A 12,477-nucleotide genomic window follows, 5' to 3' on the forward strand; every position below is an offset into this window, starting at 1 on the left:
TACATTCGATGACTCAGGCAGACTGTTGCTGAATCAATTGCTTTACCAAGCTCGCGACTTGATCAGGTTGTTCCAATGGGAACATATGCCCGCCATCGACTACGGTAAAAGGAATACCAAACTTCTTTTGCACTTGCTGCGGGAACTTGCGGGCCAGAAATGGACCTTTCTCGGCAACGACCAAATGCACAGGAATTTTTGGTTTTGCCTGAGGCAACCACCATAGCGATGGATTGGTTCTAAAGACTGCCACCTCATCCATTTTAGGAATAGTGAGTTCTACCCCGCCTCGGATGGGATCCTCTTGCAAGGCATAATCAATATAAGCTTGGAAGCAATCTGCATCAAAATCCTGATAAAAACCTTTAGGGCGCAGCAATTCAGCGGCTTGTTCACGTGAATCCCAATGGTCACGACGGCGTTTGGACAGACCGGCTGGAGACATTTTATCCAAAGCTTTTAAGCGCAAAGTCTTGGCAATATGCAAGGCAAAGGCTTCTTTGCCCATAATCATCGGCGGGTCCAGCATGATCATTTGCGAAAACAGCTCTGGGCGCTGCAAAGCCGCCTGCAGAGTTAACACGGATCCCAAAGAATGCCCCAGACCAATGACAGGTCGCCCATGTGACTGGCGCACAATACTATCAATCACTTGCTGGGTCAGGCTTTTCCAATGGTTATCAATCGGATAACGCTTATCTGGCCCTAAAAGCGGCACATAGATAATATCGTAATCATCTTGCAATCCATCAAACAGCTTTTTATAGACTTTGGATGGCACGCCATTGGCGTGCGCGAAATGAATCAGTGGTTTCATTGCAGTGTCGTGCTGTTTTCTGACTGAAGCTTCTGTGCAACCGAAGAAGCAATTCCATCCCCAATCGATGACCCCATACGACCCAAGACTGATTCAAATGGACTATATTCAATGGTGTAATTCAACGCTTTTTCAGTTTTCAGTTCACGTTTCAAGGTATTTAAGCTACCGATACGATCCGCAATACCTAATTTCACCGCCTGATCACCGGTCCAGAACAAGCCAGAGAAAATGGCAGGATCATTGGATTTCAACTTAGCCCCACGTCCCTGTTTCACTGCATTAATAAAGTGACCATGCACATTATCTAGCACACCCTGTACATGAGCTTTTTGCGCAGGATCAACTGGCTGAGTCATCGACAGTAAGGCTTTGTTTTCGCCTGAGGTCATAGTGCGATCTTCAACACCTAATTTTTGCAATAGATTAGTCACGCCATAATTCGGCATGATCACCCCAATTGAACCGACCAAGCTCGATGGATTGACAATAATTTCGTCCGCAGCTGAAGCAATATAATAAGCACCTGAAGCCCCAGTATCGCCAATCACGGCATACAGTTTTTTCCCAGGATACTGTTTTTTCAGATACTGAATTTCCTGCCAGATTTCATCCGACTGTACCGGCGAACCGCCAGGTGAGTTAATATTCAGCACCACTGCTTTACTTTGTTTATTTTCAAAGGCTTTTTTCAATGATTTGATAGTATTGCTACTGTTCACACTCTGTTTGTCAGCAGCAATCGTACCCACTATATCCACGACTGCGATATGCGAACCCGCAGCAGCGCTAGCATCTGAAGAAACTGAACTACAGCTTTTGCCTAATGCCAAAATGACGACAAGCAGATAAGCAAAAGTCAGAAATTTAAAGAAAATTCCCCAACGGCGCGCACGGCGCTGTTCTTCAACAGAAGCTAAAACTGCTTTTTCCAGCAGTTTCCATTCCGGACCAGTCGGTTGAACTGGCTGTTGCATATTTTGTATTTGATTTTCAGGTTTTGGTGGCCAATCGGACATAAATAATCCAATAAATTGATTTATATTGAATCCATTATATACACTGAATCGGGTAATTCTGTCTAAACAAAACGTTTTCGCCTATAATAAATTTTGTTCTCTTTTTTTGTACTTAGACGAAATCAATGACGAAACAGGGCCCACGGAATTCAGCTTACGGATTACTCAAATACATTAGCCGCCAACCGCTTCCGGTTTCTCGCTGGATGGCCCGTATTCTGGCCTTTATTGTGAACAGTTTTAAAGTCACTAAAACTTCGGAAGTCATTCGTCTGAACCTTGAAATCAGTCTTTCAGAACTGTCTAATCAGGAACGTGAACAGATTAACCGTGCTGCGGTTCGCAATGAATTAATGTCATATTTCGAGTTCTTTACTATTTGGGGCTCAAGCAATCAGAAAAATCTTAAACGCGTTCATCGCGTTATTGGCGAAGATCTACTTCATGATGCCATTGCACAAAATAAAGGCCTCGTGTTAATCGTGCCGCATTTTGGTACCTGGGAAATTATGAATGCCTATATTGCCCAGTTCACTTCAATGACCATTATGTATAAACCTGTGAAAAATCAGGCTGCAGATCAATTTGTACGGGCTGCCCGTAGCCGGGAACAGGCGCATCTGGTACCGACTGATGAATCGGGCGTCCGTCAGATTTTTAAGGCCTTAAAACAAGGCGGCACTACGGTCATCCTGCCGGATCATACCCCGAATATCGGTGGTGAATATATTCCATATTTCGGTGTGCCTTTAGCTACGAGTAATTTGAGTGCTAAGCTGATTCAAAAGACCAAAGCGCGCGCCCTGTTTTTATATGCTCTACGTAATACTGCAGATGGATTCGATATCTTTATCGAAACGGTTGATGAAAAAATTTATAGTGGCAATGCCAATCAAGGTACGCAAGTCATTATCAACAGTATTGAAAATTTAATTCGCCGCCATCCGGAACATTATCACTGGAGTTATAAACGCTTTAATGCGCATCAAGATTTAGGAAATCTCTATAAACTTGAACATGAACAAGCCCTGGACAAAGTAAATGCGTTGAAAACACAAGAACTACATGAAGTTTCGCCCATATTGGAATCAGTCACTTAAGGGCTGACGATACAACCACTGCCATTCATGTCGTTCGGCAGAAAGCACCAGTTTTGAGCCTTGTTGCTGGAAGTGCACACTCCCCTGTTCTGCTGTAGTCAATAAGGGAATATTAAGTGCTTTCAACCGTTGCTGCGTCAGTTGGCTCGGGTGGCCATATCGATTAAATTTCCCAGCCGAGGCAATCGCCAGTTTAGGCTGCAAAACTTCTAAAAATTGATAGGCTGAACTGTGCTGACTGCCATGATGGCCGAGTACCAGCACATCGACCTGAAGTTCGGGATAGTCTTGGAGCAGCTGATATTCAGTTTCCCAACCCGCATCCCCCATCAGTAAAAAGTTTTGGTACGGTCCGGCATTTTTAACTTGCAGATATATCACACAAGATCGGTCGTTTTTATTGAAGTTTGGCGTATTTAACTGCTGCTGCCGAGGTGCCAGAATTTTAAAGTTAATCTCTTCAGACCATTGCCATTGCTGTCCTTCATAACAAAACTGAAAGCTTGAAGAAGTAGCGGTTTCAGGCATCTGATTGGATGACACTTGCTTGATGTTTAATTGATCTTTAATGCTGAAATAAGCACCGCTATGATCCTGATCCAGATGAGTCAAAATTAGTCGATCCAGTTCTCCAACACCTTGCACAGATAGAAACGGCATAATCACTTGCCGGCCAATACTGAATTTTTCTTCATTATAATAACCACCCATGTCAATCATCATGCTGTGTTGCCCGTCACGAATGAAGATGGCCTGTCCCTGCCCGACATCCAGAACAGACAGCTGAAATGCATGCTGATTAAGTTGAGGAATGCACAGCGGTACACAGGCAATTGCTGTCCAGCTTTTGGGCACTAAGCCACGCGGCAAAAAGACAATTAACAAGCCCAAAATACATAGAGCAATCATCCAGACATTCATGGCTACCGGAATCAGTTGTGGCGCAAACAGCCGATCAAGCAGATTCAGAAATGCCAGCAGCATATGAATAAAAATATCATTGAGCTGAAACAGCAGACTCGAAAGTGGTTCAGAGATGAAAAATAATAAAGCCGCCAGAATATCTACGGGAACTATCAGCAGGCCAATCCACGGGATAGCCACCAGGTTACTTAGCGGCGTAATCCAGGCGATCTGCTTAAAGAACAGCATCATTAAGGGAAACAGGGCCAGAAAAATTTTCCACTGCGACTCCACTAAAACTTTCATTGCAAAATACAGCCATTGTAATGCTGTTTGTATTGTTTGATGCGGTTGCTGCTGAATGGTTTGATAGATTCGCAGCAAGACAAAACAGGCTCCATAAGACAGCCAGAATGCGGCCGACAAAATGCTAAAAGGATCAAAGAGCAACAATAAGGCAGCACTTAAAATCAGCAGTTTTAATGGCTGCACACTTTGCCTAAACAGCAGGGTGAAAGTCACAATCACACAAATCAGTAAAGTGCGTAGCGCCGGAATTTCAAAACCGACAAAGGCACAATACAACAGCACACATAATAAAAAAGGCAGACTCAAAAAATACTGCCTTGGCCATTTCAGATAAATCTGCGGCGCGTACCTTGAAATCAAATATTGCAACGTACCACAGACGATAAAGGCAAAGATCAGCACATGTGGTCCGGAAATTGCCAGTAAATGGCTCATGCCAAAACGCTGGAATTTCTGCTCAGTTGATTGATCCAACAAACTTTCATCACCACTTAATAGAGCCAGTAACAAGCCTTTCTGCTGTACGGGTTGTCTGGCTACAAACTCTCTTAAGGCCAGTCGCTGCTGTTCTACCCAAAGCAAAAATCGCTGATTCAAATTTTTCTGCTGACGTAAATGTTGAGCATGACCTAGTGCATAGAGTTGTTGCAGTTGCAACTCTCGGATATGTTTAATCCTAAATCCGGCCATAACATTTTGCTGCAATGCCCACTTTTCTGCATCAAAAGCACCCGGTGCGGCATAACTATGGTTAGGTCGAATCTGGCCTTGTAATAAATAATAGTGTCCCAGTTCAAGAGTCTGCTGTTTGGTTTCATCATTTACCAATCTGGATGTAGCAGGATCTGAGATTGGCAGAAAACCCATCCACTTAACTGTAGTGCCATCAAGGTTAAGCACATGTAAGGCTTGCTGGATATTCTGATCGCCCAGTTTATTCAGCTCTTTAATATACACCACGATTTCTTTTTCAAAAACCTCGTGCTCTCGCTTGGATAAACGTTCAGCCAATTGCAGATTGGCATAAGCGTGGCCTAAAAACAGTCCTAAAAGCAGGCCGGACCCAGTGATCAACAGGCTTCGCAGCGGTGTATTCGAAATGAACTTTAATTTATGGCAACTCATATACCACAACAGCGCAACGATCAAAACTACCGTCCCGCTCAGTTGAACAGACAGGAAACTTTTCCCCATACAGGCAAGGCCTAAAATCCAGCCGATACACAGCCACTGCAACATTAAATCTTGTTCTATCTTGTTATTATTTTGCCCAATAATAAAGCCCACCGGAGTGAGCTTCAATCAAATGCGAATATTCTCGTTATTTATGGTTCAATCCAGAGACCATCCTGCATATGTAAAATCCGATTTGCTGCATGGGCTAGCTGTTCATCATGCGTCACAATCAGCATCGCCATATTGAACTCACGTTGCAATTCGGTCAGCAGTTCAAAAATCTTTGCTGCAGTCTTGCGGTCTAGATTTCCGGTCGGTTCATCGGCCATCATCAGTTTAGGTTTACCGACCACTGCACGCGCCAAAGCTACACGCTGACGCTCACCTCCGGATAATTCACCCGGCTTGTGAGTCAGACGATGCGAAAGACCAACACGTTCCAGCAAATATTCGGCCTGCTGTTTGGCTTCCTTAAACTTCATGTTGTCGCGTAACATCAGCGGCATGGCCACATTTTCCAGTGCCGTAAATTCTGGCAACAGGTGATGAAACTGATAAACAAAGCCCAAATGCTCATTCCGCACATAACCGCGTTCTGCTTCAGACAAGGTATCAAAACGGCGGCCATTCACCATGACCTGACCTGACGTCGGGCGATCCAATCCACCCAAAACATGTAATAAGGTACTTTTGCCTGAACCACTTGAACCTACAATCGAAACAAACTCACCTGCTTTTACCTGTAGCGACAAGCCGCGAATCACATCGACAGTGGCCTTGCCATCGGTAAAGGATTTGTGAATATTCTGGGCATCTAAAATCAGATTACTCATAACGCAAAGCCTCTGCCGGTTGAATTTTTGCTGCACGTAAAGCCGGATAAATTGTCGCGACAAAACTGAGTGCCAGTGACAAGCCTACAATCACCAAGACATCCTGCCAGCGCAGATACGAAGGTAAGTAGTTAATAAAATAGGCATCAAACATATTCAGGCCTAAAGTATTGTTGAGCCAGCCAATAAAGCTACTGATACTGGTTGCCGCAATAATCCCGAGGATGGCCCCTGCACAAGTTCCAATCACCCCAATCACGGTACCTTGCACCATAAAGATTTTGGTAATGGTGGCAGGTGAAGCCCCCAAAGTCCTTAAAATGGCAATGTCCGATTTTTTATCCGTCACCACCATCACCAGTGAAGACACAATATTAAATGCCGCGACTAGAACGATCAGGAATAAAAGCAGGCTGACCATGGCTTTTTCCATCTGAATCGCGCTGAACAGATTACCATGGGTATAAGTCCAGTCCGAAGCATAGAAATTCCCCGGCAAATCACGCACAATTTCCTGAGACACTTGTGGTGCCAGGAAAATATCATCCAGCTTCATACGCACACCCTGCGCACCATCCGGTAGACGCAGCAAGGTCGAGGCATCATTTAAAGCGATATAACCCATCATCGAGTCAACTTCAGCACCAATACTGAAGATTCCCACCACTTTAAAACGCTTGAAACGCGGGACGACACCAGCTGGTGATGGGGTGGCTTCTGGCAAAACCAGAGTAATATTGTCATTTAAACCCACACCCATGGCATCGGTCATTTGCTTGCCCAAAACAATACCAAATTCACCTTTTTTCAGGCTGTCGATACTGCCCTCAACCATATGGTTTTGTATAATTGAAACTTTTTTCTCATACTCGGGTTCAATCCCGCTGACCATAATGCCGGCGACCTGACCCTGTGCGGTCAGCATGCCTTGTAATTGAGTAAAAGGTGCGACTCCCTGGACATGTTCATGCCCTTCAATTTGTTTTGCAAGTTCTGGCCAATTTGTTAAAATTTGTGTGGAGGAAACAGTCGCTTGAGGTATCATTCCTAAGACACGATTCTTTAACTCTCGGTCAAAACCATTCATCACAGACAAGACTGTAATAAGGACTGCCACACCGAGTGTGAGGCCGATCATTGAGACCAACGCGATAAAAGAAATGAAGTGGTTACTACGCCGTGCGCGAGTATATTTCAACCCTATATACAGCGAGATTGGTTTGAACATAACCATCTAGTCCGAGGTAATAAATTATGGAAAATGTACAGCATCCAAACGGATTTACGGAAAGACGCGTCATGTCTCGAATCGATGCTGCCTTACGAATTAATTATCAGATTATTTCCGATGATGTTGCCTTGAATGATCCTTACGATCCTAACTTCGTGTTGCCCCGCTATTTTCTACTACTTGCAGAACTAGATCAATTTGATCATGCGGTTAACTACGAATTAGAACAATTATCTGAAAAAGATCAACAAATTGCTCGAATCTTATCCTTATTTAATCAAAAGTTAAACCTTATTACCGGTTCTTTGTATGACGCAATTGTACAAAGCATGTTACCTGTACCGGAACAGGTGAATTTTTCGGAAACCGGTTTTAGCTTCTTTAATGAGCGCCCTATCGCTGAAGGCACCTATCTGCACGTGACTTTGAGTCATCCAGAAAATTTCTTCCATATTGCAGCAACCGCTCAGGTGGCCTACAGTCGCGAAGAAGAAAATGGCAAATATCGGACTGGTGCATATTTTATTACCATGCATCCCCAAGACCGTGTCAAACTGGGTGAATGCGTCAAGGCTCACTTTGTTTAAATTACTGCTTTAGTCAGTGCTGCTGGGTGATGAAAGGCGAGCGTTATAGCTCGCTTTAATTTCTCTGGAAAAATATAACAACAAACCAGCCAGTAAGATAACGACGCCAAAGACTGCTCCACCCGATAATTTTTCATCATTCAGAATCACCCCGACAAATAAGGCCAGCATCGGCGTCAATACGGTGGTCAATGACAAAGTGGTCGCCTTGATTTTCTGCACCAGTTTAAAATAACAGAACATCGCAATCAGGGAAGCCATGATTACAGCATAACTGAGTCCAATCAGCGATTTTGCCTGTGGGATCTGGGTTGGTGCAAATTGCCAGATAAATGGCAACATGGTACAGGCCATGACCGCTGAAACAGCAATAGAACCGGCCGCTTGTGCCATAGGTTCGAGAGGTGCATTAACTTTTTTCACCCAGAACATCGAAACACAGTAAATAAAAACACTGAGCAACATCAGGCCTATGCCAATCGGCTGAATATGCTGATCTTTGCCACCGACACAGATAATGCCCAGACCCAGCAAGGCAATCGCCATACCACCCCACTGCGAAGGATAGAGCTTAAGCTGAAATACAAAACGGCCAATTAAACCGGTAATAATCGGCGCCAGTCCGAACATCAGGGCAATAATGCCTGAACTCAGATAATCCGTGGCCAGATAAGTGAAAATCTGTGAGCCGATAAAACTGCATGCACCAGCCAGGTAACTGTGCATGGATAATTTATCTAAGGGAAAACGGGTTTTAAATAGCCACAACAAGGCAAATGCAAAAGGCAAAGCCAAAAAGAAACGCAATGCCAAAGCCCAGAGCGGATGCAAATCCGTCACACTCCAGACAATAGCTAGCGGTGTCGTCGCCCAGATAAAAACCAATAAAAGATAGGTGGCAATCATATTGGTTTGTGTGGGCATGCGAGTCACTCTGAATAAGGCTTAAAGCGCGGAAGTTTTACGTTTTTGTTTTTGGATGGTCTGATCGAGTGCGCTGGAAAATTCGCGTTTATCCCGTTCTGAAATCGGTGGCGGACCGCCCGTTTGCACGCCCGCTCCGCGTAAGCTGTCCATAAAATCGCGCAGATGTAAGCGCGCTTTGACATTGGCCGTAGTATAAATTTCACCACGGGGATGAATCGCAATTCCGCCTTTTTCAATCACTTCCGCAGCCAAGGGAATATCTTGGGTCATGACAATATCATGCTCTTTCATGCGCAGAATAATTTCTTTATCTGCAGCATCCGCCCCACTCATCACCTGAATTGAATTAATTCTGACCGAAGGTGTGATTCCGACTGGCTGATTGGCAACAAAAGTGACTTCCAGCTGATAGCGATCCGAAGCACGAATAATCACATCTCGCAGCATACGAGGCAATGCATCGGCATCGACCCAAAGTTTGAATGGCAACACAAGGCTTCCCATTAAGGTATAAATCATGGTTATTCTAGCAAATTGAGACGATCAGGTTGATGATTAAATCGCTCCATTTTCATAGTATCTGTCATCAGTATTTTAAAAAGTATGTGCTCGGTAAAACTGGCGTGATTCACGCGAGAAAAAAAATTGACTTCATTTGACTGGCATTTTAATTTTAAAATTCATTCGATTGACTTGAAAAATCGCAATGACCCTCGATTAACTATAAATACATCATCCAAGATCAATTGTGCATATGAAAAATCAGAATAGCCCAGAGATCATCACCATTGATGATCAAAATTTCGGTAGTCATGTCGAACACTGGACCTTGCTCACCGACAACCCTGGCACAGATGTACCACAGTGGTTAGGCAAAGCTCTTGATGAACCAATCATGCCGATGGGCCTTTGTACACAAGAATGTGATATGGATGCAGAGACTTGGCTGATTCAGGGACCGAGTAAAGCTGCGGTACAGTTGAGTCAGGTGATTGCCGTCGAAAACAACAAACCTCAAGCAGTAAAAACTGCATTTCCGTGCTTTGACAGTCCTTATCAGGTGAAAGCCACGATTGACCGGATTATTAGCTGTAAATCCAACACTCAGGCTGTATTGCGCCTAAATTTAGGTGCTAACAATATTATTTACGCTTTCGATAGCCTGTATAGCGTCAATCACCCGCATTATGAAAAAGACCAGTCCTATGTGGTAAATCTGAATGGCTGGGCCTATGAACTTGAAGCGGTTGCAGATCATGAGCATCTGGTGGTTGATGATCCGGCTTCGATCAAGCACCACCGTGCCTTGAACGATATTCTGGCTGCCAATAATGGTGTAGCGCCGGATAATTTGCAGGAACAGATTGATGCCTGGCAGCCGCAGTCCGAAGAAGATAAAGAACCTGTCACCGTAGATTTTTCTAAAATGGTGGCTTATCTATACGGCGAAACCATGGGTCAGGAAGATGAAGCCTGGTTCCAGGGCAATATTGTCGGTAAAACGACTATGCAGTTTATGGGTCAGGACTATACCCTTTATGATGTCACCCTCATTCATGATGAAGGCCAGCCTGCGACCTTGATCCGGATTGCAACGCGGAATGACCAGTACAGAGACTTCCAGATTGGCCAGTATATTCGTGGCAACTTGTGGATTCAGGCCAATATTTATAGAAAAGCGGCCTAAGTTCAAACAGAAAAAGAAGATATTCATTTTGATGGGTATCTTCTTTTAATCCATCTATATCCTTATTTGTCATTTTAATTTTTGATTATTTTTTATACATATTTTCTGGCTTAATAATCTATTTAAATTCATTAAAAACCGAGTTATCCACATTTTTAAATTCAAATAAATTCATTTTAAATATTTAAAATAACCCTAAAAACCTTGTAAAAATAAGCGATTGATTTCTCATATAAATAATCTGTTGTCATACAAATCTAATATTTAAATAAAAATGAAATTTATGCTCTTTAATTAAAAATGTACTTTATTTAATCAATTTTTTATGATAAAAATACTCACAACAAATTAGTATTAACGATAAATAGATCGGACAATAAATATCTATGAAAATCGTGCAAGAAGAAACATTACAACAGGTCGAGCATCATCTTAGCTCCCGCTATAATATTGATATGATGTCCTGCCTTTTTTTCATGTTGGGGATGCTGATCTGCGGATTCATCCTGCATACTTTTATTTTCTAAAATTATTGTATTCATAAAAAACCCAGCCTGTGCTGGGTTTTTTCGTTTCAGGAATTAACCATTGCGTTTGGCAAAGTCATCCATAAAGTTCACCAATGCCTGCACGCCCTCTAAAGGCACGGCATTATAAATACTTGCGCGCATACCGCCAACCGAACGGTGACCAGCAAGATTCAATAAATGCTGCGCTTCAGCTTCTTTCAGGAACTGTTTCTCAAGATATGCATTAGCCAAAGTAAATGGTACGTTCATGATCGAACGGTTTGCTTTTGCAATCGGATTCGCATAAAAATCGCTTTGATCGATATAACCATAAAGCAAGTTAGCTTTCTCAAGGTTCACTTTGTGCATGGCATCTACACCGCCATTTTCTAGCAACCACTCAAACACCAGACCAGACAAGTACCATGCATAAGTTGATGGTGTGTTAACCATTGAGCCATTTTTCGCTTGATCTGAATATTTCAAGATGCTTGGAATTTCAGGTTTAGCTTGATCAAGTAAATCTTCACGAATGATCACCAGCGTTAAACCAGCAGGCCCGATATTCTTTTGCGCACCCGCATAGATCAAACCAAATTTAGAGACATCTACTGGCGCAGATAAAATACTAGATGAATAATCGCAAACTAATGGCTTGTTTGTTTCAGGAATTGAAGCAAATTGCAGACCGCCAATGGTTTCATTATCGGCATAATGCACATAAGCTGCATCATCAGAAAGATTCCATTCGCTTTGTGCACTGATCGCATATTTGCCATCAATTTGGATACCTGCTTTTACAACATTGATATCGCCATAACGCTGCGCTTCTTTCAAGGCTTTTTCAGACCAGATACCGGTATCGATATAGTCTGCTTTGTTGTTTTTGCCAAGCAGGTTCAATGGAATTGCCGAGAACTGTAATGATGCCCCACCCTGCAAGAACAATACTTTGTAGTTCTCAGGAATATTCATGAGTTTACGTAAGTCTGCTTCCGCTTTTTCAGCCATGGCAACATAGTCGGCACTACGGTGGCTCATTTCCATGATCGAAAGACCTTTGCCGTGCCAGTCAAGCATTTCAGCTTGAGCTTTTTCAAGTACGGCAGTCGGTAATGCAGCAGGACCAGCACAGAAGTTGTACGCGCGCATGATTTTTCCTTTCAGAGTGAAACACAATAAAATGATGGCATTTAACCATATCTGGCAGGGTCTTGCACAAAATTATTTCAATCTATGAGTCAAGATAGAGTCAAAAAATCAATGTAGATTCACAAGATAAATTGACCAGTATTTTAGCCTGCTGTTTTTATCATCTTTGAACTAACAATTGAAAATATTCAAGATTAAGCCATTTTTTGATTCTAGATATTCCATTA

At 43.0% G+C, this 12,477-nt stretch carries 12 protein-coding genes; 3 read left to right on the forward strand and 9 right to left on the reverse strand.

Annotation, left to right across the window (positions count from 1 at the left end; genetic code table 11):
* Nucleotides 1–13 precede the first annotated feature (13 nt).
* Entirely contained in the window at nucleotides 14–817 is an 804-nt protein-coding gene (locus tag MWG72_RS06150; protein WP_247143460.1) for an alpha/beta fold hydrolase, read from the reverse strand.
* On the reverse strand, nucleotides 814–1,836 hold the full coding sequence (gene sppA, locus MWG72_RS06155) for a signal peptide peptidase SppA (protein ID WP_247143461.1): 1,023 nt from the start codon (nucleotides 1,834–1,836) through the stop codon (nucleotides 814–816). Before sppA ends, MWG72_RS06150 begins: the two co-directional genes overlap by 4 nt.
* 125 nt (nucleotides 1,837–1,961) lie before the next feature.
* On the opposite strand from sppA, the gene MWG72_RS06160 reads away from it, so the two are divergent.
* Entirely contained in the window at nucleotides 1,962–2,936 is a 975-nt protein-coding gene (locus tag MWG72_RS06160) for a lysophospholipid acyltransferase family protein (RefSeq protein WP_247143462.1), read from the forward strand.
* On the opposite strand, the gene MWG72_RS06165 is transcribed toward MWG72_RS06160, so the two are convergent.
* The 3 genes from MWG72_RS06165 to MWG72_RS06175 form a co-directional block, all read right to left on the reverse strand.
* Complete coding sequence (locus MWG72_RS06165) at nucleotides 2,925–5,387, reverse strand: DNA internalization-related competence protein ComEC/Rec2 (protein ID WP_247143482.1); 2,463 nt, start codon at nucleotides 5,385–5,387, stop codon at nucleotides 2,925–2,927. The two genes, MWG72_RS06160 and MWG72_RS06165, sit on opposite strands and share 12 nt — an antisense overlap.
* Before the next feature lie 86 nt (nucleotides 5,388–5,473).
* Nucleotides 5,474–6,157 carry a lipoprotein-releasing ABC transporter ATP-binding protein LolD gene (lolD, locus tag MWG72_RS06170; protein WP_247143463.1) on the reverse strand — a complete coding sequence of 228 codons (684 nt, stop codon included), beginning with the start codon at nucleotides 6,155–6,157 and terminating at the stop codon, nucleotides 5,474–5,476.
* The gene (locus MWG72_RS06175; protein WP_004645695.1) at nucleotides 6,150–7,385 is read right to left on the reverse strand and encodes a lipoprotein-releasing ABC transporter permease subunit; all 1,236 of its coding nucleotides are present in this window, start codon (nucleotides 7,383–7,385) and stop codon (nucleotides 6,150–6,152) included. The genes lolD and MWG72_RS06175 overlap by 8 nt, the downstream gene beginning before the upstream one ends.
* 26 nt (nucleotides 7,386–7,411) lie before the next feature.
* Between MWG72_RS06175 and MWG72_RS06180 the strand changes: the two genes are divergently transcribed.
* Nucleotides 7,412–7,975 carry a PilZ domain-containing protein gene (locus tag MWG72_RS06180; RefSeq protein ID WP_004279140.1) on the forward strand — a complete coding sequence of 188 codons (564 nt, stop codon included), beginning with the start codon at nucleotides 7,412–7,414 and terminating at the stop codon, nucleotides 7,973–7,975.
* A 9-nt stretch (nucleotides 7,976–7,984) separates the two neighbouring features.
* On the opposite strand, the gene MWG72_RS06185 is transcribed toward MWG72_RS06180, so the two are convergent.
* Both MWG72_RS06185 and MWG72_RS06190 read right to left on the reverse strand, forming a co-directional pair.
* Nucleotides 7,985–8,899 (reverse strand): DMT family transporter, encoded by a 915-nt coding sequence (locus MWG72_RS06185; protein WP_004645697.1) that lies wholly within the window; start codon nucleotides 8,897–8,899, stop codon nucleotides 7,985–7,987.
* 21 nt (nucleotides 8,900–8,920) lie between these two features.
* Nucleotides 8,921–9,406 (reverse strand): YaiI/YqxD family protein, encoded by a 486-nt coding sequence (locus MWG72_RS06190; protein ID WP_247143483.1) that lies wholly within the window; start codon nucleotides 9,404–9,406, stop codon nucleotides 8,921–8,923.
* A gap of 250 nt (nucleotides 9,407–9,656) precedes the next feature.
* Here MWG72_RS06190 and MWG72_RS06195 point away from each other — a divergent pair, with 250 nt between their 5' ends.
* Nucleotides 9,657–10,589 (forward strand): hypothetical protein, encoded by a 933-nt coding sequence (locus MWG72_RS06195; RefSeq protein WP_247143464.1) that lies wholly within the window; start codon nucleotides 9,657–9,659, stop codon nucleotides 10,587–10,589.
* 410 nt (nucleotides 10,590–10,999) lie between these two features.
* Here MWG72_RS06195 and MWG72_RS15520 read toward each other — a convergent pair whose 3' ends face one another.
* Nucleotides 11,000–11,131: a hypothetical protein gene (locus MWG72_RS15520; RefSeq protein ID WP_005103875.1), complete on the reverse strand. Its 132-nt coding sequence runs from the start codon at nucleotides 11,129–11,131 to the stop codon at nucleotides 11,000–11,002.
* 39 nt (nucleotides 11,132–11,170) lie between these two features.
* On the reverse strand, nucleotides 11,171–12,250 hold the full coding sequence (gene serC / locus MWG72_RS06200) for a 3-phosphoserine/phosphohydroxythreonine transaminase (protein ID WP_121980404.1): 1,080 nt from the start codon (nucleotides 12,248–12,250) through the stop codon (nucleotides 11,171–11,173).
* Between the last annotated feature and the right edge of the window lie 227 nt (nucleotides 12,251–12,477).

The sequence above is a fragment of the Acinetobacter lwoffii genome, from assembly GCF_022967985.1.
Lineage (GTDB): Bacteria > Pseudomonadota > Gammaproteobacteria > Pseudomonadales > Moraxellaceae > Acinetobacter.

What these genes read in the sequence shown, in the direction of transcription:
- MWG72_RS06150 (WP_247143460.1), bottom strand. Translation starts at nt 817, where the DNA reads ATGAAACCACTGATTCATTTCGCGCACGCCAATGGCGTGCCATCCAAA.
- sppA (WP_247143461.1), bottom strand. Translation starts at nt 1,836, where the DNA reads ATGTCCGATTGGCCACCAAAACCTGAAAATCAAATACAAAATATGCAA.
- MWG72_RS06160 (WP_247143462.1), top strand. Translation starts at nt 1,962, where the DNA reads ATGACGAAACAGGGCCCACGGAATTCAGCTTACGGATTACTCAAATAC.
- MWG72_RS06165 (WP_247143482.1), bottom strand. Translation starts at nt 5,387, where the DNA reads ATGTTGCAGTGGCTGTGTATCGGCTGGATTTTAGGCCTTGCCTGTATG.
- lolD (WP_247143463.1), bottom strand. Translation starts at nt 6,157, where the DNA reads ATGAGTAATCTGATTTTAGATGCCCAGAATATTCACAAATCCTTTACC.
- MWG72_RS06175 (WP_004645695.1), bottom strand. Translation starts at nt 7,385, where the DNA reads ATGTTCAAACCAATCTCGCTGTATATAGGGTTGAAATATACTCGCGCA.
- MWG72_RS06180 (WP_004279140.1), top strand. Translation starts at nt 7,412, where the DNA reads ATGGAAAATGTACAGCATCCAAACGGATTTACGGAAAGACGCGTCATG.
- MWG72_RS06185 (WP_004645697.1), bottom strand. Translation starts at nt 8,899, where the DNA reads ATGCCCACACAAACCAATATGATTGCCACCTATCTTTTATTGGTTTTT.
- MWG72_RS06190 (WP_247143483.1), bottom strand. Translation starts at nt 9,406, where the DNA reads ATGGGAAGCCTTGTGTTGCCATTCAAACTTTGGGTCGATGCCGATGCA.
- MWG72_RS06195 (WP_247143464.1), top strand. Translation starts at nt 9,657, where the DNA reads ATGAAAAATCAGAATAGCCCAGAGATCATCACCATTGATGATCAAAAT.
- MWG72_RS15520 (WP_005103875.1), bottom strand. Translation starts at nt 11,131, where the DNA reads ATGAATACAATAATTTTAGAAAATAAAAGTATGCAGGATGAATCCGCA.
- serC (WP_121980404.1), bottom strand. Translation starts at nt 12,250, where the DNA reads ATGCGCGCGTACAACTTCTGTGCTGGTCCTGCTGCATTACCGACTGCC.